This is a genomic window from Peptostreptococcus faecalis (assembly GCF_900240845.1).
GTDB classification, from domain to species: domain Bacteria; phylum Bacillota; class Clostridia; order Peptostreptococcales; family Peptostreptococcaceae; genus Peptostreptococcus; species Peptostreptococcus faecalis.
The window spans coordinates 988908-1012200 of sequence record NZ_OERU01000001.1 but is presented as its reverse complement, the minus strand read 5'-3'; the positions used below and the strand labels follow the sequence as shown (position 1 = coordinate 1012200).

General features: G+C 31.1%; 18 protein-coding genes. 16 read left to right on the top strand and 2 right to left on the bottom strand.

Annotated features, from left to right (window positions below; all coding sequences use genetic code 11):
* The first annotated feature begins 107 nt into the window (after positions 1 to 107).
* Positions 108 to 3638 (top strand): pyruvate:ferredoxin (flavodoxin) oxidoreductase, encoded by a 3531-nt coding sequence (gene nifJ, locus C0982_RS04650; RefSeq protein WP_101773050.1) that lies wholly within the window; start codon positions 108 to 110, stop codon positions 3636 to 3638.
* Between the two features lie 445 nt (positions 3639 to 4083).
* Positions 4084 to 6282: a PTS transporter subunit IIABC gene (locus C0982_RS04645; RefSeq protein ID WP_101773049.1), complete on the top strand. Its 2199-nt coding sequence runs from the start codon at positions 4084 to 4086 to the stop codon at positions 6280 to 6282.
* 50 nt (positions 6283 to 6332) lie between these two features.
* On the opposite strand, the gene C0982_RS04640 is transcribed toward C0982_RS04645, so the two are convergent.
* On the bottom strand, positions 6333 to 6932 hold the full coding sequence (locus C0982_RS04640; protein WP_101773048.1) for a Maf family protein: 600 nt from the start codon (positions 6930 to 6932) through the stop codon (positions 6333 to 6335).
* A 218-nt stretch (positions 6933 to 7150) separates the two neighbouring features.
* Between C0982_RS04640 and C0982_RS04635 the strand changes: the two genes are divergently transcribed.
* From C0982_RS04635 to C0982_RS04620, 4 genes are all read left to right on the top strand, one after another.
* Positions 7151 to 8131: a putative ABC transporter permease gene (locus tag C0982_RS04635; protein WP_101773047.1), complete on the top strand. Its 981-nt coding sequence runs from the start codon at positions 7151 to 7153 to the stop codon at positions 8129 to 8131.
* A gap of 128 nt (positions 8132 to 8259) precedes the next feature.
* Positions 8260 to 9471: a carboxylate--amine ligase gene (locus C0982_RS04630; RefSeq protein ID WP_101773046.1), complete on the top strand. Its 1212-nt coding sequence runs from the start codon at positions 8260 to 8262 to the stop codon at positions 9469 to 9471.
* Positions 9472 to 9486: 15 nt separating this feature from the next.
* Positions 9487 to 10197, top strand: coding sequence for a cysteate racemase (gene cuyB, locus C0982_RS04625; RefSeq protein WP_101773045.1), 711 nt, complete (start codon positions 9487 to 9489; stop codon positions 10195 to 10197).
* Positions 10198 to 10227: 30 nt separating this feature from the next.
* Positions 10228 to 11715, top strand: a complete 1488-nt coding sequence (locus tag C0982_RS04620; RefSeq protein WP_101773044.1) for a UDP-N-acetylmuramoyl-L-alanyl-D-glutamate--2,6-diaminopimelate ligase — start codon at positions 10228 to 10230, stop codon at positions 11713 to 11715.
* 44 nt (positions 11716 to 11759) lie between these two features.
* Here the strand turns inward: C0982_RS04620 and C0982_RS04615 are convergent, their stop codons facing one another.
* Positions 11760 to 12323, bottom strand: coding sequence for an HdeD family acid-resistance protein (locus C0982_RS04615; RefSeq protein WP_101773043.1), 564 nt, complete (start codon positions 12321 to 12323; stop codon positions 11760 to 11762).
* A 242-nt stretch (positions 12324 to 12565) separates the two neighbouring features.
* Between C0982_RS04615 and C0982_RS04610 the strand changes: the two genes are divergently transcribed.
* The 10 genes from C0982_RS04610 to mraY all read left to right on the top strand — a co-directional run bounded on the left by C0982_RS04610 (position 12566) and on the right by mraY (position 23149).
* Positions 12566 to 13966 carry a rhodanese-like domain-containing protein gene (locus tag C0982_RS04610; protein WP_101773042.1) on the top strand — a complete coding sequence of 467 codons (1401 nt, stop codon included), beginning with the start codon at positions 12566 to 12568 and terminating at the stop codon, positions 13964 to 13966.
* A 15-nt stretch (positions 13967 to 13981) separates the two neighbouring features.
* A complete protein-coding gene (locus C0982_RS10410; RefSeq protein ID WP_145994495.1) occupies positions 13982 to 14392 on the top strand; it encodes a hypothetical protein in 411 nt (136 codons plus the stop codon).
* A gap of 301 nt (positions 14393 to 14693) precedes the next feature.
* Positions 14694 to 15791, top strand: a complete 1098-nt coding sequence (gene ychF, locus C0982_RS04605) for a redox-regulated ATPase YchF (protein ID WP_101773041.1) — start codon at positions 14694 to 14696, stop codon at positions 15789 to 15791.
* A 168-nt stretch (positions 15792 to 15959) separates the two neighbouring features.
* Positions 15960 to 16415, top strand: coding sequence for a leucine-rich repeat domain-containing protein (locus C0982_RS04600; protein WP_101773040.1), 456 nt, complete (start codon positions 15960 to 15962; stop codon positions 16413 to 16415).
* 17 nt (positions 16416 to 16432) lie between these two features.
* Entirely contained in the window at positions 16433 to 17695 is a 1263-nt protein-coding gene (gene yfmF, locus C0982_RS04595) for an EF-P 5-aminopentanol modification-associated protein YfmF (RefSeq protein ID WP_101773039.1), read from the top strand.
* A gap of 41 nt (positions 17696 to 17736) precedes the next feature.
* Positions 17737 to 19032: an EF-P 5-aminopentanol modification-associated protein YfmH gene (yfmH, locus tag C0982_RS04590; protein ID WP_101773038.1), complete on the top strand. Its 1296-nt coding sequence runs from the start codon at positions 17737 to 17739 to the stop codon at positions 19030 to 19032.
* A 9-nt stretch (positions 19033 to 19041) separates the two neighbouring features.
* On the top strand, positions 19042 to 19779 hold the full coding sequence (gene lgt / locus C0982_RS04585) for a prolipoprotein diacylglyceryl transferase (protein WP_101773037.1): 738 nt from the start codon (positions 19042 to 19044) through the stop codon (positions 19777 to 19779).
* Complete coding sequence (gene rsmH / locus C0982_RS04580) at positions 19769 to 20704, top strand: 16S rRNA (cytosine(1402)-N(4))-methyltransferase RsmH (RefSeq protein ID WP_101773036.1); 936 nt, start codon at positions 19769 to 19771, stop codon at positions 20702 to 20704. The genes lgt and rsmH overlap by 11 nt, the downstream gene beginning before the upstream one ends.
* A 76-nt stretch (positions 20705 to 20780) precedes the next feature.
* Entirely contained in the window at positions 20781 to 22190 is a 1410-nt protein-coding gene (locus C0982_RS04575) for a UDP-N-acetylmuramoyl-tripeptide--D-alanyl-D-alanine ligase (RefSeq protein ID WP_101773035.1), read from the top strand.
* The gene (mraY, locus tag C0982_RS04570) at positions 22184 to 23149 is read left to right on the top strand and encodes a phospho-N-acetylmuramoyl-pentapeptide-transferase (RefSeq protein ID WP_101773034.1); all 966 of its coding nucleotides are present in this window, start codon (positions 22184 to 22186) and stop codon (positions 23147 to 23149) included. The genes C0982_RS04575 and mraY overlap by 7 nt, the downstream gene beginning before the upstream one ends.
* Positions 23150 to 23293 lie beyond the last annotated feature (144 nt).

Below are 23293 nucleotides of genomic sequence, written 5' to 3'. Positions count from 1 at the left end.
TTATCTCGGAAGTAAAGTTAAAAACCAGTTGCATTTGTTTAATATTGTATACAAGAAACACTATAATACTTAACATTTTTATTTCTTAATTAAGGGAGGAATCAAACATGGCTAAATTCATGAAAACAGTTGATGGTAACACAGCTGCTGCGCACGTATCGTATTGCTTTACAGATGTGGCTGCTATTTACCCAATAACACCTTCTTCAACAATGGCTGAAGTTGTTGACGAATGGGCTTCACAAGGAAGAAAAAACATTTTTGGACAGGTTGTTGAAGTCGTAGAAATGCAATCTGAAGGTGGAGCAGCAGGAGCATTCCACGGCTCACTTGCAGGAGGAGCTCTTACTTCTACTTATACAGCATCACAGGGGCTATTATTAATGCTTCCAAATATGTATAAATGTGCTGGTGAATTATTACCAGGAGTTTTCCACGTATCAGCTCGTGCGCTAGCATCACAAGCTCTTTCAATCTTCGGAGACCATCAAGACGTTATGTCAGCTAGAATGACTGGATGTTGTTTACTTGCTTCAGGATCAGTTCAGGAAGTTGCTGATATTGCTCCAGTTGCACACTATGCATCAATAGAAGGTAAATTACCATTTATACATTTCTTTGATGGATTCAGAACATCTCATGAAATTCAGAAAGTTGAATTATTTGAAAATGAAGACTACGCTAAGTTACTTAACTTTGACGCAGTAAAGGAATTTAGAGATAACTCTCTTTCTCCAAATCATCCAGTGACTAGAGGTACTGCTCAGAACCCTGACATTTACTTCCAGACAAGAGAAGCTTCAAACAAGTACTATGACAATATGGTAAACGTAGTTGAAAAATATATGAACAAAATGTCAGAATTGACAGGAAGAAAACATGGACTATTTGATTACTATGGTGCAGAAGATGCTAAATACGTAATGGTAGCTATGGGATCTGTTACAGAAGCAGCTGAAGAATTAATAGACGTTCTAAATGCTAGAGGCGGAAAGTATGGTATCGTTAAAGTTCACCTTTACAGACCTTTCTCTACAAAACATTTCTTAGATACAATGCCAAGCACTGTAGAAAGAATTGTTGTATTAGATAGAACAAAAGAACCAGGTTCAAACGGAGAACCTCTATACCTTGATATTAAGGGTATTTACTACGGAAAAGAAAACGCTCCAATGATTATTGGTGGAAGATACGGATTAGGTTCAAAGGATACTATACCTACTGATCTTAATGCAGCGTTTGAAAACTTAACTTCTGAAAATCCTAAGGATAGATTTGTATTAAGCATCATTGATGATGTAACAAATCACTCTATAGAAGCTAAGGAAGAAATAAAGATTGCACAGCCAGGTACTGTAAGATGTAAATTCTGGGGTCTTGGCTCAGATGGTACTGTTGGTGCTAATAAGCAGGCTATAAAGATCATCGGTGATAACACAGATAAATACGTACAGGCTTACTTTGACTATGATTCAAAGAAATCTGGTGGTATAACAATGTCACACTTAAGATTTGGTGATAGTCCAATTAGATCAACTTATCTTTTAGATGAAGCGGATTACATTGCATGTCATAAGCAGAGCTATGTATATCAGTATGATTTAACAAAGGGTCTTAGAAAGGGTGGTACTTTTGTACTTAACACTATCTGGAATGCAGAAGAACTAGATGCAAATCTTCCAGCTAACCTAAAGAGATACCTTGCTAGAAACGAAATAAACTTCTATACTTTAGATGCTGTAAATATAGCTAAAGAAATAGGATTAGGAAATAGAATAAACATGATCGCTCAGGCTGCTTTCTTTAAGCTAGCTAACATAATACCAGCTGAAGATGCTGTTAAGTATCTTAAGGATTCTATAAAGAAGACTTACGGTAAAAAGGGTGATAAGATCGTAAACATGAACTACGAAGCTGTTGAAAAGGGTATGGATGCTATGGTTAAGATAGATGTTCCAGCTTCTTGGGCAGATGCAGTAGATGAAGCAGTAGAAACTAAGGATGAACCAGCTTTCATCAAGAATATATTAAGACCAATGAATGCAGTAGAAGGAAACTCTCTTCCAGTATCAGCATTCAACGGACATGAAGATGGACATTTCCCTCAGGGAACAGCAGCATACGAAAAGAGAAGTATAGCAGTTGATGTTCCAGAATGGCAAATAGACAACTGTATACAGTGTAACCAGTGTTCTCTAGTATGTCCTCATGCAGCAATAAGACCTTTCTTATTAACTGAAGAAGAAGTAGCAAATGCTCCAGAATCATTTGAAACTAAGAAGGCTGTTGGTAAGGGATTAGAACCATATCAGTACAGAATTCAGGTATCTGCAATGGATTGTACTGGTTGTGGAAACTGTGCTGACATTTGTCCAGCTAAGACAAAAGCTTTAGTTATGAAGCCAATGGAAGAACAAAGAGAAGTTCAGGAAGAAAATTGGTATTTCGCTACTGATTTCAATAAAGTATCAGCTAAGCCAAATGTTATGCCAAAGACTACTGTAAAGGGTTCTCAGTTTGCTCAGCCATTGCTTGAGTTCTCAGGAGCTTGTGCAGGTTGTGGTGAAACAGCTTACATGAAGTTAGTAACTCAGTTATTTGGACCAAGAATGATGGTTGCAAATGCTACAGGTTGTTCTTCAATATGGGGAGCTTCAGCACCAGCAACTCCTTACACAATAAACCACGAAGGTAAGGGTCCATCATGGGCAAACTCATTATTCGAAGATAATGCTGAATACGGATACGGAATGTACTTAGCAGTTAAACAGTTAAGAAATAGAGTTAAGAACTTAGCTACTGAATTAGCTGAAAAAGCTTCAGGAGATGATAAGAACATAGTAAATGAATACATAGAAAATATGCAAAACAGTGACAACACAGTTGCTACAACTGATGCATTCATGTCACTAGTAGATAGATATGTATTAGAAGGAAAAGAATTAGAAATAACTAAGCAACTTGCTGACTTGAAGGATTACTTCGTTAAGAGAAGTAACTGGATACTTGGTGGAGACGGTTGGGCTTATGATATAGGTTACGGTGGATTAGACCACGTACTTGCATCAGGTGAAAATGTAAATGTACTTGTATTTGATACAGAAATTTACTCAAATACTGGTGGACAGTCATCTAAGTCTACTCCAATGGCAGCAATGGCTAAGTTTGCAGCTGCAGGTAAGAGATCTAAGAAGAAAGACTTAGGTATGATGGCAGCTACTTACGGAAATGTTTATGTTGCTCAGGTAGCAATAGGAGCTGACAAGAACCACGTTCTTAAGGTAATGTTAGAAGCTGAAAAGCATGAAGGACCTTCTCTAATAATAGCTTATGCTCCATGTATAAGCCACGGAATTAAGAAGGGAATGGGTAAATCTGTTGAAAACGAAGCTGATGCTGTTAAGGCAGGATACTGGCATCTATACAGATTCAATCCAGAACTTAAGAAAGAAGGAAAGAATCCATTTATCTTAGATTCAAAAGAACCAACTGAATCATTCAGAGAGTTTATAATGGGTCAGAATAGATATGCTTCAATAGCAAAAATGTTCCCAGAAGAAAGCGAAGAGTTATTCGCAATGGCGGAAGAAAATGCTAAGGAAAGATATGAAGGATATAAAAAAAGATCTGAAATGTAATAAGTAAATAAATATTTTAAAATACCCTAGTTTTAAAACTAGGGTATTTTTTTGAATATATATAGAAAATTTGAATATATGCAGAGAATTTGAGTATATATGTAAATATATACATTTAGCACTGTTATTTGAATTTTGAATAACTAAGGTTAAAAAGAATAATTGGTTGGTAATCAATTGATAAAAATAAAAAAACTTGTTTTTTTTTAGATTATCATGTAGAATATAATACGAAAACTTAGATGCAATACAAACGCAAGTTTTATGTAAAAACTACCCAATTTATAATATAAGCACATATAAAACTTAATATTGTCATTTAATGTGAAATACGCATAACAAAATAATTATAGTATAAATTTTGATTGTTGGAAAAATATTTTCCTACTACCATTATATGTACTATGTTTTGAAATGCGATAAAAAAATATTTTAGGAGAGTACTATGAACAAAGACAAAATTTTTGACGTTTTGCAACGTGTTGGTAGATCTTTTATGCTTCCTATAGCAATTCTACCAGTTGCTGGTCTTTTTCTAGGTATTGGTGGGTCATTCACTAATACTACGATGTTAGAGGCCTATAACTTAACAGGTCTTATTGGACCTGGGACATTTGTTAGTTCTATACTAACAGTTATGAAAGGAGCAGGAGATATTGTTTTTGCAAACCTTCCTATCCTTTTCGCAATGGGTGTAGCCATTGGTATGGCGAAGGCTGAAAAAGCGGTAGCAGCTCTTTCAGGAGCGTTAGCGTTTCTTATAATGCATGCATCTATCGGTTCTATGATAACTGTAAATGGCGGCGTAGAAAGCATGATGGAAGGTTCTGTAGCTATGACTGTAGGAATCGAATCACTTCAAATGGGTGTATTTGGTGGTATAATAGTCGGTCTTGGTGTGGCAGCGCTTCATAATAGGTTTTATAAAATTGAGTTACCTCAATCACTTTCGTTCTTTTCTGGAACTAGATTTGTACCTATAATATCTGCTGTAGTTTACCTTTGTGTTGGTATTTTAATGTATTATATTTGGCCTACAGTGCAGCTTGGAATAAATCAAGTAGGATATATAGTTAGAATATCTGGATATTTTGGAACTTGGGTATACGGTTTTATGGAAAGAATATTAATTCCATTTGGACTTCACCATGTATTCTATTTACCTTTCTGGCAGACTTCTGTTGGTGGAACAATGGAAATAGCTGGAAAAATGGTAGAAGGAGCTCAGAATATATTCTTTGCTCAGCTTGCTGACCCAAATACTACTTCATTCAGTGTAGAAGCTACTAGATTTATGTCAGGTAAGTTCCCACTAATGATATTCGGTTTACCAGGTGCGGCTTTAGCTATGATAAGAACTTCTAAATTAAAAAATAGAAAAGTAGTAGAAGGACTTCTTGTTTCCGCTGCTCTTACTTCTATGTTAACTGGTATAACAGAGCCAATTGAATTTACATTCTTATTTGTTGCACCATTTTTATATCTAATCCACTGTGTTCTAGCAGGTTTATCTTACATGTTAATGCATATGTTAGACGTTGGTGTTGGTATGACTTTCTCAGGTGGTCTAATAGATATGACTCTATTTGGTATACTTCAAGGAAATGATAAAACTCACTGGATTAGAATTGTATTTGTAGGAATTGCATATTTTGCAATATATTATTTCTTATTTACATTCTTAATCAAAAAGTTTAACTTAATGACTCCAGGTAGAGAAGATAATGATGCAGAAATAAAACTATATACTAAGTCTGATGTGAATGCTAAGAACAACTCAGAATCTAATTCTGATTCTGCAAAAGATGATATATCTATGGCGATAGTGCATGGACTAGGTGGTAAGTCAAATATTTCAAGCTTAGATGCTTGTGCTACAAGACTTAGAACAACAGTTAAGGACTCTACTATGGTGAAGGATGATATACTTAAGGCAACCGGTGCCGCAGGGGTAGTGAAAAGCGGTGAAGGTGTTCAAGTTATCTACGGACCAAGAGTTTCTGTAATTAAATCAAACCTTGAAGAATATATTGAAAATTCAAAAGTAGACGATGAATACAAAGATTTAATGGAGCTTGAAAAGAGCAGCAATAGTGAAGAATTAAATTCTGAAATAGCTGCTGCTAAAGATGTTACTTCTGAGATTCATGATGAAAACAAAGCGACTGATGTCAAAGAAGATGATGTTAATAATACATTAGAAATAGTATCACCTGTAGAAGGAGAACTTCTTGACTTATCAAAAGTACCAGATCCTGCTTTTGCCGAAAAAATAATGGGTGAAGGTTTTGCTGTTGAATCATCTGATGGTAATATATACTCACCTGTTGATGGTGAGGTAGGAATGATATTCCCTACAAAACACGCTATAATCGTCGTAACAGAAGATGGATTAGAAATTCTTATACATATGGGTATAGATACTGTAAAACTTGATGGTGAAGGTTTTGAAGTATTCTGTGAAGTAGGTAAAAAAGTTAAGGCTGGTGATAAGCTAGCTAAAATGGATAAAGAATTAATCGTTTCAAAGGGATATCCAACAATAACACCAATTATATTTACTAACTTAGAAACAGGTAAAGAAGTTGTAGTTACTGAAGGAAAATCAGTTGTTGGAGAAGAAAAAAGAGTAACAGTAAAATAAGTATTTTAAAAGGGATTCTATATGAATCCCTTTTTTTATTGCAAACAACACTATAAAATTTTTTGTAGCTTTCGATATAAAAGAGAAATAGGAAGTCCCATTACAGTATAATAATCTCCTTTAATTTCTTTTATCAAAAGAGCTCCCATATCTTGAATTCCATATCCACCTGCCTTATCTAAAGGAGAGTTCGTATCTATATAATCCAAAATTATTTTATTTGTTAGATTATCAAAATCATAAAAAGTAACTTCAGTATAACAAGAAAAGGTATCTATATCATTATCAGTAATTATACTAACACCTGTGTAAACTCTATGGGTTTTTCCAGTTAGATTTTTTAACATGATATAAGCCTCATCTTTATCTTTAGGTTTTATGAAAATTTCATTTTCACTCGACACAATAGTATCCGAACCAACGGTTATGTTATTCTTATTTCTTTTATGTGCTGCTATAGCCTTTTCATATGAAAGGGATGAAACTAACTTTTCAGATAGATCATATTTTGAAAGATTAGATGAATCTGATGAAATATAATTAATAATACTGTTTTCATCGATATCTGCGGATTCGCATTCAAAATTAAGCCCACACATACTTAGAAGTTCTTTTCTCCTAGGTGAATTACTTGCCAATATAATATTCAAATTCTTGTCCTCCTAAAAGTACATTTTATATAGTATCTAGATAATACTTTCTTTCATTTAATTTAGTACTTATTAAGAAAATATTATATCATATTTACTTAAATTTTAAAAAGTAAAAGTAAATATGATATAATATTTATGCAATCAATTTCATAAAAAATATGATTGAATTTATTAGAGTATAACAGAGTTTTAGTGTTATCAGATTAGGGGGAGCTATGGAGATACTATTTCAAAGGGAAATCGCAGTATATATAATGTATTTTTTTATATACGCATTTTTAGGATGGGTTTTAGAGGTAGCATATCATGCCCTCAAAAACAAATCATTTGTCAATAGAGGCATGCTTGCAGGTGCTGTATGCCCAATATATGGGTTTGGAGCCGTTGCGCTGATTTATTTGTTAGAACCAATAAGAAATAATACCTTTATTTTATTTTTAGGAGCAACTATACTATGTACCTTACTTGAATTAATTGTAGGCATAGTGTTAGACAAATTATTTTCGAAAAAATGGTGGGACTATTCAGATCAGAACTTTAACTTTAAGGGCTATATATGCTTAGAATTTAGTTTGTACTGGGGTGTTGGAGGAATTATATTAGTAAATAATATTCAGTCTGTAATATATGAATTGGTGAGTTTAGTCAATACTGAAGTTTTAATATTTTTAGATATAGTATTAATTATTCTTATTATAATAGATCTACTTGCGACAGTTCAATCTATAAAGACATTGAATGTAAGATTGGATATATTAAGCGATATACAAAAAGTTATCCATGAAAAAAGTGATTCTATAGGAGAGAATGTAAGTGAAAAAACTATAGAAATAGCTAAACGAACAGAACCTGTTATTGAAGAATTAGCAAATAAAAGAGAAGAAGTAAAAGCAGAGATAAGTGGATTTAAAAATAATAGAGAAATTTTTATTGAAGAAGGATTGGCAAAAAGGATAGACAAGCTTACAAATAGAATTTCAAAAAAATTACGAGAAATAGAGTTTAAAACTATAGACTTAAAAGGTAAATATAGTATAGAGGAATTATCGAAATTGGAAGAGGAGTTGCAAAAGAACTTTATGCCAAGTGAAAGAAGGTTATTAAAAGCCTTTCCAACTTTAAAAGAGAAAAAACAAAAGAAAGAGTTTGAAGAATTGAAAAAAAATTATGAAAATCAAAAAAACAAAGGTAAATAAATTCATTTATTCTAATCTTGCAAATATCTTCATGATAAGATATCATAAATAATGTGTTTAGAATGGATAAGTATTTTTAATTCATTTAAAAATTTAGATAAAATATAAATAAAAAGAGGTGTATTAAAGTGGGAAATATTAAAATTCAACCCATATTATGTGGTGGAGATCTTAACTGCTATAGTGTTGCTAGAGCATTTCATGAGGAATATGGTGTCAAATCTATTGCATTTGGTCGATATCCTTTAGGAGCAACGAAAGATAGTAAGATAATCGACTTTAGAATAGAACCTAACATAACAAACGAAGATATGTTTGTAGACATACTTCTAGATGAAGCTGATAAGCATAATGATGACGAAAAGCTTATTTTAATGGGATGCACTGATGAATATGCAGAGCTGATTATAGACAATAGGGACAAATTAAAAACAAAATTTATAGTTCCTTATATTGACTCAGATCTTAAGAATAAATTAGTAGAAAAAGAATCTTTTTATGAAGTGTGTGAAAAATATGGACTAGATTACCCAAAGACATATATATATAATAATGGAGATGAAACAAGGGACTTTGGATTTAAATATCCTGTGATTGTAAAGGCTTCTGATAGCATATCTTTTTTCCAACATTCGTTCGAAGGTATGAATAAAGCCTATATAGTAAATGATGAAGAAGAATTCAATACTATAATTAAGGAAATATATTCTCATGGATATGAAAAAAGTATGATAATACAAGACTTTATACCTGGAAAAGATGAAAACATGAGAGTATTGACATGTTATTCTGATATAAACGGAAAAGTAAAAATGATGTGTTTAGGTCACGTATTGTTAGAAGAACATACTCCAAAGGGAATAGGAAATCACGCTGCTATTATTACAGAATATGAAGAAGAATTAATGAATAAATATAAAACTTTCTTAGAAGAAATAGGTTTTGTAGGATTTTCAAATTTTGATATAAAGTATGATAGTAGAGATGGTAAGTTTAAGGTATTTGAAATTAACCTAAGACAAGGGAGAAGCAATAATTATGTTACTTCTTCTGGAAATAATATTGCTAGATACGTAGTTGAAGACAGAGTGTATAAAAAAGACTTAGAATTAAAGATACAGAGAGATCCGTTTTATTGGCATGTTATACCAAGTTCAATTGTGTACAAATATGTGGAAAATAAAGATCTTGTGGATCAGTGTAAAAAGCTTGAGAAAGAAGGCAAAAGCGCGAGTGCTTTTTACTATGATTATGATTTAAAGGGAAATTTCAAAAGAAAATTGTATATAGAATTATATAATATAAATCAAAAAAGAAAATTTAAGAAATACTGTAAATAAATAGGAGATAAAAATATGTCAAAAGGAAAAACTGTTGGTGTTTTAGGTGGGTTGGGTCCGATGGCTACTGTATATTTTTATGATTTAGTGGTAGAAATGACTGAGGCCAGTATAGATCAAGAACACGTGGATATGATCATTATAAATAGAGCGACTACTCCAGACAGGACGGCATATATAGTTGGAAAATCTGATGACAGTCCTCTAGATCAAATCGTGGAAGATGCAAAGAGATTAGAAGCAGCAGGTGTTGACTTTATAGTATTGACTTGTAACACGGCTCATTACTTTTATGAAGAAATTTCTAAAAGTGTAAATGTTCCTCTGCTTAATATGGTTGAAGAAACTGTGCAACATGCAATAGATGATGGTCATAAAAAAATTGGTATTTTGGCCACTACAGGCAATATACAGACTAAGCTATATCAAAACATGTGCGAAGCTAAAAAAGTTGATTATTATGTAGTCGACGAGGAGATACAAAATAAGGTTATGAAGATTATATATGAAGATGTAAAAGCTGGTAAAAAGGCTAATATGAATACATTTAACGAAATAATAGATGATTTAAAATCGAATGGTTGTGATTGTGCTATACTAGGTTGCACAGAGCTGTCTATTATTAAAAAAGATAAAAAATTACCGAATGATTTTTACGTAGATTCATCAGAAGTATTGGCAAGACAGGTAATATTGAAATCAGAAAAAAAACTAAAAAATAATTAGATCTTATTTAAAAATTTGAGAGGAGAACAAATGAAACTTAGCAGAATTATTGAAGGGTTAGAATATATTTCCAACGCAAAATTAGATACTCTAGATGAGGTTGAAATCGAGGGAATAGCATATGACTCTAGGCTAGCTAGTGAAAATCAAATTTTTGTTGCTATAGAAGGCGAAACAGTAGATGGGCATGACTATATAGATAAAGCATACGAAAGAGGATGTAGAGTATTCGTAGTCAACAGAAATATTAAGCTTCCTGAAGATAGTGTAAAGCTGTTAGTATCTTGTAGTAGATCTGCTTTATCAAAAATGTCTAACAACTTTTTTGATAGACCATCAGAAAAAATTAAAGTGATTGGGGTTACCGGAACAAAAGGAAAAACAACCATTTCAAATTATCTAAAGTCAGTGTTAGATGAATCCGGAATGAATACTGGAGTTATAGGAACAAATGGTATTTTCTATAATGACTACGAAGGAAAGACTGTAAACACTACACCGGAAAGCTATGAAATTCACAAGACGATCAGAAAAATGGTCGATGCGGGTGTAGAATGCGTAGCAATGGAAGTGTCTTCTGGTGGTTTAATGATGCAAAGGGTAAATGATGTTAATTTTGATATAGGAATATATACAAACTTATCTCCTGACCATATTGGGCCAAAAGAACACCCTACTTTTGAAGATTATAGATACTGTAAGAGTCAGCTATTCAAATTATGCAAATATGGAATAATCAATTTAGATGATGAAAATTCAGATTATATGATAGAAAATGCAGATTGTGAAATAAAAACTTTTTCTATTGAAAAAGAGAGTGACTTAAAAGCGACAAATATTACTCTTACAAGAAGTGAAGATTCATTAGGAGCTGAGTTTGACTACATAGAAAAAGGAGAAACTCCTATCCATACATCTATATCTTCTCCAGGAGAATTTAGTATTTACAATGCTCTAGCTGTGATTTCTACATGCGAGTGTTTGGATTTAGATAAAGAGAAATATCTAGGTGCGCTTTCAAAAGCTAAAGTAGATGGTAGAGTTGAAGTTTTACCTGTTTTACCATATGCAACTGTAGTTGTTGATTATGCACATAATGGAATGAGTTTAGAAAATGTTTTAAAAACATTATTACAATATAAACCAAACAGAATGATCTGTTTATTTGGATCTGTAGGCGGAAGAACAGCTATAAGAAGAAAAGAGTTAGGAGAGGTAGCTGCGGAGCTTTGTGACGTATCAATTTTAACGACAGATAACCCTGATGATGAAGATCCAATGCAGATTATCAATGATATAGCAGAGTGTTTTCATAATTCTAAAAGCGAGGTAATTAAAATAGTTGATAGAGCCGAAGCAATACAAAAGGCCCTTGAAATAGCAACTGATGGAGACATGGTCGTAATAGCAGGCAAGGGACATGAAAAATATCAATATGTGAATGGAGAAAGAGTGTTCTACGACGAAAAAGGCGAAGTTATAAACGCTGCTGCTAGAATACTTAAAAAGAATAATTAATTAATACAACAAAAGCCTTGTAATATACATTACAAGGCTTATTTTTAGTTCAAATTTCTTTTTGTTATTTTATTTGGAATATGTGAGTTTTTTCTTCCTGTAATTGAGAATATAATGTGCTCGACTCCAAGTAATATAAAAGCAATTCCGAATATATTAGACAAAGGAATATATGATATCCAAGGATTTATAAATATTAAAATTGCACACATTACAGTAAGAGCATTTGCAGTTATAAATGTAATAAGTAATTTAAAGTCTATGTCCTTTAAGATAGAAAACGAGAAAAAGTTATTAATCGCATCATATATAAACCAAATGGCTAATACATAAGAAAAAGTCGTGTGCGCAAAAGTCGGTTTTAGTAAGAAGATTATACCTAACACCGAAATTAAAATTCCAACTATCAAAAAGGTAATGTTTTTAGGGTACCATGTGTTTTTTAATCTTAAATATACAAAAATATTATACAAACCTCTTATTAAAAGAATTATAGCAATTAAATAAGACAAATAAGAAAAAGTTTGCTGAGGTGCAATAAAAGAAAGCACAGAAAAAATAATTAGCACAATTCCTATCAATAGATCTATTTTGTTATCCTTATTCATTTTTATCCTCCTGTGTTATTTTATTTAATTATAGCATAATAGAGAAGAAAATAATAAAAATATGTTAAATTAAAACAAATAATAAAAATTATTGTTTTAAGGTATCGATTTTAACTATATCAACAAATTATATATAGAAAAAATCTATATATAATTAAATAAAAATGAAAAAATAAAATAATAATCTTATATATTAATATATATGGTATAATTGACTTGACTAAAAAAAGGAGGGTTAAAATATGAATAAAAAAATTAAATACGGTGTTTTATCTACTTTTTTAGTAGCAGGTCTAGTTCTTACTGGATGCTCTAACAAAAAAGCGGAATCTTCAAATGAAGAGACAAAAAGCAATGTAAAGCTTGAAACAATTTCTACTGCTGATGTAGAGAAAAATGTGGGCAACGATGAGTATATTTTCGTAGACACAAGAAATGATAGTTATTATAATGGATTTAAGCAAAAAGATCAGTCTAGAGGAGGACATATTGAAGGTGCGGTTCAGTATACATCAGACTGGGTAGGAAAGGTAAAAAAAGAAAAACTTTCTAAATTTGTAGAAGACAAAGGTATCAAAAAAGACAAAAAAGTAGTAGTTTATGATACTGATAAGAAAAATGTTGATAAGGTAGGCGGATTACTTAAAGAACTAGGATATAACGTATTAGCATACGATAAATTTGATGAATACGTTAAAAACGATAAAAACAAATTAGTTAAGTTCGAAAGATATTCACAATTAGTAAACTCTGAGTGGTTGAAAGATTTGATGGATGGAAACAAACCAGAATCATATGAATCTAGTGAATATGCTATTTTTGAAGTTTCATGGGGTCCAGTTGACCAAGCTAAAGACTATAATAAATCACATATTAAGGGAGCTTATCACTTTAATACTGATTTAATTGAAAATGGACCGGAGTGGAACCTATCTAAGCCAGAAGTAATACAAAAAAATCTTCAGGATCTAGGAATAACAAAGGACAAAACAATAGTGCTTTATTCAAACGACCAATCTGCAGCATATAGAGTTATGTTTGCTCTTAGATGGGCGGGAGTAGAAGACGTGAAAGTACTTAATGGAGGATTACAGGCATGGGAAAGTGCAAAACTACCTGTAGAAACAAAAGTAAATATTCCTAAAAAGGTAGATTCATTTAAAGCTACTGTTCCAATGAACCCTCAATTCAATATATCCACTGCAAAAGAAGCTGATGCAAAGATGAAATCGGAAGGTTTAAAACTTATAAGTGTTAGATCTTGGGATGAATACATAGGAAAGACTAGTGGATATGATTATATTCCAGAAAAGGGTGAACCTAAGGGTGCTATTTGGGGATTTGCAGGATCTGATGCTGCAAATATGCAAGATTATTATGACCCAGATAATACTTTGAGAAATCCATTGGAATTAGCTCAGTTATGGGAAGCTCAAGGAATAAAGAAAGAAGATAAGGGAGCTTTTTACTGTGGAACAGGATGGAGAGCTGCAATATCTTGGGAAATGACTCAGATGATGGGTTGGGACAATTTTGTAATATATGATGGTGGATGGAACTTATGGCAAATGGATAAGAGTCTTCCAGTTCAAGTAGGTGCGCCTAATAATATGAAAAAGCCTGATTCAAAAAATGATTTTTAATTTAAGGTAATTAATATGAAACCAATAAAAATAATATCTTATATTCTTGAACTACTGGGAATAGTCGCTTTCTTTGTAGTGAATTATTTTGCTAACTCAAGAATGGGTATGATGAGACATGTAACGTATAAAAATGTGTGGTTTTCAGAAGGAATATTCAATAATAATAATATTGTCATTTTGATTGTATTATTATTGATAATGCTTGCGCTGAATATATACTTAAACTACAAAAATAATAGTATAAAAAAATTTGATTTTTTTATTAGTTCGATATTGTTAATAGTATCAATTTTTGTTACGGTTTATTTCAATCAACAAAAGTTATTTACGTACTATTATGCACTAATAAGTATTGTCGTAGTATTAATCTCGGAAACCATAAAGTTGGTAATAAACTTTAAACACTCTAAAATAAAAAAGTAAGTAATAAAATATGTTAGATTAAATATATTTAAGGGCTATAGTATTAAGCTTATTTATACTATGGCCCTTTTGTTTTAGAAAATTAGTTAAATTGAATTAATCAAATGATTGATAATATAGTTTTTTTAGTTTATAATATATTTTGGCTTGTAGTGTATTTTAGAAGATTTTGCAGTTATAAGTTTTTTTGTTTGTGCAATATTTATTTTAAATTTTAAAATAAAATTGCTTCTAATTTAATAAATACGCTAAATATAATAGATTCATAAAATAAATAATTATAAATTGGAGGTTATATACTATGAAATTAGGTATAGTGGGATTGCCAAACGTGGGCAAAAGTACACTTTTTAACGCTATAACACAAGCAGGAGCTGAATCTGCAAATTATCCTTTTTGTACAATAGATTCGAATGTTGGAGTTGTGTCTGTTCCAGATAAAAGATTAGACAAACTTCAGGAACTATATAATTCAAAAAAAATAATTCAAACTGCAATAGAATTTGTAGATATTGCTGGATTGGTAAAAGGAGCATCAAAAGGAGAAGGTTTAGGAAATAAATTCTTATCAAATATAAGAGAAGTTGATGCTATTGTGCATGTAGTAAGATGTTTTGAAGATCCTAATGTAGTTCATGTTGACGGTAAAATAGATTCATTAAGAGATATAGAAACAATTAATCTAGAACTTATATTCTCTGATATAGAAATACTTGATAGAAGAATAGCAAAAACTACAAAGGGTTTAAAAGCTGATAAGAAGTTACAATCTGAGTTAGAAATTTTAAAAAACGTTAAAGAAGTATTAGAGTCTGGTAAAAGTATAAGAACAATGGAAATGAGTGAAGATGACTGGAATTTCGTAAACTCTCTAGACTTGATCAGCTCAAAACCAGTTATATATATGGCAAACGTATCAGAAGATGATCTTGCAAATGATGGTTCTGATAATGAAATGGTAGAAGCAGTAAGAGAATTTGCAGCTACTGAAAATTCAGAAGTAGTAGTTATTTGCGCTCAAATTGAAGCAGAAATATCAGAACTAGAAACTGATGAAGAAAAAATAGAATTCTTGGAAACTCTTGGGCTGAAGGAGTCTGGATTAGATAAACTAATAAAATCATCATATCATTTACTAGGCTTGATTTCTTATTTAACAGCTGGTCCACAGGAAGTAAGGGCTTGGACTATAAAAAATGGAACAAAAGCTCCTCAAGCTGGAGGTAAAATTCACTCAGATATTGAAAGAGGATTTATCAAGGCTGAAACTATAGCATTTGATGATTTAGTTGATCACGGAACTATGTCTGCTGCAAAAGAAAAAGGGCTAGTAAGACTTGAAGGAAAAGAGTACATTGTAAAAGATGGAGATGTTATATTGTTTAAATTTAATGTATAAGGTAAAAAATATTACTCCATAAAACAAAACAATAAATTAAAAAACCCTGAGAATACGATCCTCAGGGTTTTTATAATGCTCAATTTTATCAAAATCTCTTTTTGTGGTATAATACGGTGTATAATATTAAATAAAAATAGACATAAAAATATATTAGGAGGAAAATTTATGCTAGTTAATTTCAAATGTGAGAACTTTAAAAAAGCAATAATAGATAATTACATAGAAAAAATTGATAATGCATTTGCAGGAGAAGAAGTTACGGATGAAATGATGGAGAAATTTCAAATTCTTGATATGAACGGAAAAGGAATAAAAAATATTGAGGGAATTCAAAATGCTAAAAATCTTGTATCTTTATATATCGCAACTAACGAGATAGATGATATATCTCCGCTTAGAGAGTGTTTAAAGTTGGAAAATCTTGATTTCCATGAGAACCAAGTAGAAGATATTTGGCCATTAGAAAAATTAAGAAGGCTTGAATTTTTAAATATATCGCATAATAAAATAACTGATGTAATGGCTTTGAATGATATAGCTAATATAGATAGTATTAATATCAATGGGAATATCATAGAAAATCAACTTCCACTGCGTCATATAAGATTTGTAAAAAAATAAAAACAGGAAGGTATAATATGTCAAATACAAATATAATAACTTTGGATAAAGGAGTTTCTTTGGGGTTAATAGAAAACTCTAAGTTTAAAACTAACTTTATCTCTATCTATTTCGAGAGAAATTTAAAAAGAGATGAAGTCACAGTGCTTTCACTTCTTGCCAGTTTAATGCAGTCAGGGACTACTTTATATCCAAGCATACAAGATGTTTCAAAAAGATTAGATGAACTGTATGGAATGGGGATGGATATAGATATAAGTAAGCACGGGGAAAAATCTATTACTAAGTTCGTTTTTTATAGTATATCGGATAAGTATGTAGATGAGCCCATAATAGAAGATGTACTAGATTTTGTGTGTGAGGTTATATTCAATCCAATTATAGTTGATGGAAATAAGCTAAATCCAGGAATGTTAGATATTGAAAGAGAAAATTTAAGAAGTGAAATAAACTCAAAAATAAATAATAAAATAAGCTATGCTAATTCAAAATGTATACAGAATATGTGTAAGGATGAACTTTTTTCTATTGATACGATTGGATATGTAGAGGACTTAGATAAAATTACAGCTAAGGATGTATACAACATGTATCTAGAGTTTATATCTTCTTCAAATGTATTTATAACAATAGAAGGAGATTTCGATAAGCAGAATGTAAAATCTATTTGTGAGAAAAAATTCAAATTTAGAAGAGGGGATGTAGTAAAAATAGATAGAGAAGACTACAGCATAAAATCTAAAGATGTTGACTATATAACTGAAGATTTGGGAATAAATCAAGGTAAATTAGTAATTGGATATAGATGCGGGATAGATTACATGGATTATCCGAAATATTATAGCCTGTTACTTGGTAATAGTATATTTGGTGGTGGACCTCATTCTAAGTTATTTAATAATGTAAGGGAAAAAGAGAGCCTATGCTATTATGCGTCATCTAGTTTGGATAAAAATAAAAGCATTATGATGGTTAATTCTGGAATAGAAATAGATAATTATGAAAGAGCTCTTGAGCTAATTAGAAAAGAATTACAAGATTTAAAATACGGAGTTATAAGTGATCTTGAAATAGAAAATGCTAAAAAAAGTATGATAAATTCATTTAATGTGTCATATGACTCGGTATCAGGAGAATCTAGCTTTGTGTATAATCAGTTTATAAGTAGGACGAATCTTTCTTTAGAAGAGGTGATAGGTTATATTAATGATGTCGATAAAGCAGGCATAGTTGAAGCTATGAAAAATGTAGTTGAAGACACAGTATATTTTCTAAGATAGAACTATACTTTGCAAAATTAATTAATTTTATCGGAGGAAATATGAAAAAAATATATAATGAAATAATAAATGAAGAACTATACTATGATGTTTTGGACAATGGTTTAAGAGTATATTATATTCCTAAGAAGGGATTTATGAGTAAGTATGCTGTATTAGGTGTTGACTTCGGATCAAACGATCTAGAATTTATACCAATAAATGAAAATAACAAAATAAGAGTTAATGAAGGAATAGCACATTTTTTAGAGCATAAAATGTTTGAACAGCCAGATGGAGGGAATGCATTTGATAAGTTTTCTGAATTAGGTGTTAGTGCAAATGCATATACCGGTTTCAATATGACTTCTTATTTATTTTCTGCTACTGAAAATTTTTATCCAGCACTAGAACATCTAATACAATATGTGCAAACACCTTATTATACTAATGAAAATGTAGATAAGGAAAAAGGTATAATTGCACAGGAAATTAAAATGTATGACGATGATCCAAAGTGGAATGTATATTTTAATTGCCTAAAAGCTATGTATTCGAATCATCACACTAGAATAGATATAGCAGGAAGTGTTGAGAGTATATATAAAATAACACCAGAGGAATTGTATAAATGCTATAACACATTTTATAATCCTTCAAATATGATATTGTTCGTAGTAGGTGATTTAGATGAAAAAGAGCTGATGGAAGTTATTAGAGAAGCTAATGATGACACAATTAGTAGAAATAATGATATAAAAACATTTATGCCTAAAGAACCAGAAGAAGTCTTTAAAAGAAAAATAGTGGAGGAGTATTCAGTTTCAATGCCACTTTTTTATATTGGTTATAAGGACAAAGCAGAAAACCTTGAGGCTAAAGATGCACTAAAAAAAGAAGTGACTACGGATATATTATTTGATATAATTTTTTCTGAAAGCGGGGAATTGTACAAGCAACTATATAATGACTATCTAGTTGTAGGCAGTATATCAGGTGGATATTTACCACAAAAAGATTATGCATATGCAATTGCATCAGGAGCATCAAAAGATCCAGAAAAGCTAAAAGAAATGGTTGATAATTATATAGATGATTTGAGAAAAAAAGGTGTTGATCCAGTTGATTTTGAAACAAATAAGAAAAAGAAAATTGGTGGATTTTTAAAATCATTTGATTCAATCGGATATATAGCTAATAACTTTTTGAGTTATATGTTTAAAGGAATAAACTTTTTGGACTATTTAGAGGTATTAAAAGAAGTGAATATTGATGATGTAAATTCTAGATTGAACACATTTTTCTTAAAGGATAAAAGTGTCATCTCTGTAGTAGTGCCTAAAAAAGAAGAACAATAGGAGGTGATTATGGATAGAGTAGCTTTTAATTTATTTGGAATAGATATTATGTGGTACGGTATATTAATCACTCTAGGAATGATTCTAGCGATAATCATATCTACAAGAGAAGCAAAAAGGGTTGGTTATAGCGAGAATTACATTATAGATTTATCTATGTTTTTGATAACATTTGGAGTAATAGGAGCGAGAGCCTATTATGTATTGTTCAACTGGGATTATTATACTGCTAATATATCTCAGATAATCAATATTCGTGGTGGCGGCTTAGCTATTCACGGAGGTATAATTGCAGGTGCAGTTACTGTCTATATATTTTCAAAAATTAAAAAATTAGATTTTTTTAAACTAACGGATATTGTTTTATTGGGAGTTCCTTTAGCACAATCTATAGGTAGATGGGGTAACTTTATAAACGGAGAAGCTCATGGAGGTCCTACAGATTTACCATGGGGGATTATTGTAGACTCTCAGAAAGTTCATCCTACTTTTTTATATGAATCTATATGGAATCTGTTTATTTTCATAATAATATTTAGAAATAGAAAGAATAAAAAATATGAAGGTGCATTATTGGTGCAGTATTTATTTTTATATTCACTAGGAAGGTTCTTCATAGAGTCAATGAGGACGGATTCGCTTATGATCGGGTCCTTGAGAGCAGCTCAAATAGTGAGCTTAATCGGTATAGTACTGAGTATTATACTTCATATTGTATTACTAAAAAGGAGTAAAGATGGAATTTAATCACGTTTCTGTATTGTTAGAAGAATGTATAGAAAATTTAAATATAAAACCAGATGGTGTATATGTGGATTGTACAATGGGAGGTGCAGGACACAGCAAAGAAATCGCGAAGAATCTTTCGGAAGAAGGAAGATTAATATGCTTTGATCAAGATATTAATGCTATAAACGTGGCAAAAGAAAGATTAAGTAGCTTCGGAGATAGAATAATTTTGATTCACAGCAATTTCAAGAATATAAAAGAAGAGTTAGAATCAAGAGGTATATATAAAGTAGATGGTGTTTTAGCTGACTTGGGAGTATCTTCTCATCAACTTGATGAAGCGTCTAGAGGTTTTTCATACATGAATGATGCACCTCTTGATATGAGAATGGATAATCGAGCGGATAAAACGGCATGGGATATAGTAAACTCATATTCAGAAGATGAGTTAAATAGAATAATAAAAGATTACGGAGAAGAAAATTGGTCTAGAAGAATAGCGAAATTTATCGTTGAAAGTAGACAAGATAAATCAATTGATACGACATACGAATTAGTTGAAATAATAAAAAAGGCTATACCTAAAAAAGCTAGAATAAACGGACCACATCCTGCTAAAAGAACGTTTCAAGCAATAAGAATTGAGGTAAATAATGAGTTGGGCGTTATAAAAGATATGATAGATGATTCTGTTTCAATGTTAAATCCCGGTGGTCGAATATGTATAATAACTTTTCACTCATTGGAAGATAGGATTGTCAAAAATGAATACAAATATTTGAGTTCTAGCTGCATATGTCCTCCTGAACTACCATTTTGTCAATGTGATAAGATTAGTGAAATAAAAATTATCACTAGAAAACCTATTTTACCAACGGATGAAGAAATAGATATTAACCCTAGATCAAGAAGTTCAAAATTAAGGGTAGCAGAAAAAAAGTAAAACTGTTATCATAATATATGTTGAAAATGAAAAAAATATTTCAACTGAATTTAATCAGTTTTTTTAGGGGGCAAATATGAACAGCTTAAAAATTGAAGAGATTATTAAATCAACAGCTGGAAAATTAATGTATGGCAATGTTGATAATGAAATCGATAAAATAGTAATAGACAGTAGAGATGCGGATTCTTCTTCTCTATTTATTTCTATAATAGGTGAGAATCAAGATGGACATAAATTTATAAAGTCAGCATACGATCAAGGGTGTAGAAATTTTATGATTAGTGATGCAAGTTATATATCTAAAGAAATATATGATTCTAATGTAGTTATTGTTGATAATACAGAGATTGCAATGGGTAAAATTGCGAAATATTATATTCAAAGATTTGATATTCCTGTGGTAGCAGTTACAGGGAGTGTCGGAAAAACTACGACTAGAGACATGGTTTACTCCGTTGTTTCAAACAGATTTAATACGCTTAAAAATGAAAAAAATCTAAACAACCAGTTCGGTGTACCGCTGACAGTTTTTAATTTAGATGAACGATACAAATGTGCGATAATTGAAATGGGAATGACAGGTTTAGGAGAGATACAGTATTTAGCTGATATTGTGAGACCTAAAATAGGTGTTATATCTAATATTGGGATGTCGCATATTGAGAGACTTGGAAATCAAGAAAATATATTCAAAGCAAAGATGGAAATAACAACTTTTTTCGATGAAAATTCGACATTAATAGTTAACGGAGATGATGATTTTCTAGGAAAATTAGTTGATAATAAAGATAAATCCTTTGTACAGAAAAAATACAATATAATGTCTTTTGGTTTTTCTGAAAAAAACACATTGTATTGTAGTGAATTTGAAACATATGAAAATAAAAGCACAAAATTTATCGTAACGACTAATGAAGGCGATTTTCAGTTTGAAATACCAACAGTAGGAGTTCACAATATTTATAATGCTATGTCTGCTATACTAGTAGGTTTATCACTAGAAATGGATATTGATGAAATAAGAGCAGGCTTGCTTAATTTCATACCAACAGAAAATAGACAAGATATAATTCAAACAAAAAATATGACGATTATAAACGATGTATATAATGCAAGTCCAGATTCGATGATTGCCAGTTTAAAAGTGCTTTCTTTATACAAAAATAGAAGAAAGGTAGCTATACTGGGAGATTGCTTGGAAATGGGAGAATTTGCAGAAGGATCACATAGACGAATTGGAAAAGAAGCTGCAAAAAAATCAGATGTTATTTTGACTTCTGGAGAAGCGTCAAAGTACATAGGGCTTGAAGCTATCGAGAATGGTTTTGATTCTGAAAATGTATACCACTTTGATAAAAAAGAAGATTTAATAAAAAATATTCAACAAATAATAAAGAATGACGATGTAATATTGGCTAAAGCATCTAGAGGAATGAAATTCGAAGATATAGTTGAGTACTTAGAGGAGGTAAGCCAATGTTAACAATTAGAGACGTAACTTTTACGGCTATAATATCATTTCTATTAGTTATGGTAATGGGGCCTATGCTAATACCAGCTTTACACAAATTCAAATTTGGTCAAACTATAAGAGATGATGGACCTCAGTCGCATCTTAAAAAAAATGGTACACCTACAATGGGTGGCGTTTTAATGATAGTGGCTATATTGGTTGCGACATTATTTAGAACCAAAATTAATAATGACATACTTATAGCTCTGCTTTGTATGTTAGGATTTGGAGCTATTGGTTTTATAGATGATTTTGTAAAAATAAAAATGCAAAGATCTTTAGGATTAACAGCAAAACAAAAATTATTTTTACAAGTTTTATTAGCTCTTATAGTTACACTGTATAAATATAACTCTATAGAAGGCGGCGTGCAATTTATTGTTCCTTTTCTAAATACTGGAATTAACATTGGAATTTTTTATATTCCTGTTATGATTGTTGCTATATTAGGGACTGTAAATGCTGTAAACTTAACAGATGGATTAGATGGACTAGCAAGTGGAATTACAGCAATAGTATCCTTGTTTTTTATGGCATTTGCTCTTTTTGTTGTAAATAACGTTGAAATTTCACAGATGTCAGCAGCAACTTTAGGAGCATGTATAGGATTTTTATGGTTTAATGTAAATCCTGCTAGAGTTTTTATGGGTGATACTGGATCTATGGCGCTTGGCGGTGCTGTAACAGCCTTTGCATTATTTACAAATACTATTTTAATAATTCCTATAGTTGGTGGAATTTATTTTGCTGAGGCTCTATCGGTCATAATACAAGTAATGTATTTCAAAAAAACTAGAAAAAGAATTTTTAAAATGGCACCGCTGCATCATCACTATGAGCAGTGCGGTTGGCCTGAAACAAAGGTTGTTTTTATTTTTTGGTTAGTATCTATTATGCTAGCATGGGTTGGTGTAATAGCAATATTTTAGATAAATTTGTACAAAATAAGCACAAGATATGCCTATATGGGTATGTTCTTGTGCTTATTTAAGTTATATGTGGTTTGCTATAGGAATAAATTGCGTCAAAGTAATGAACAATACTGTCATATATGGTATAATAGGTTTGTGAAA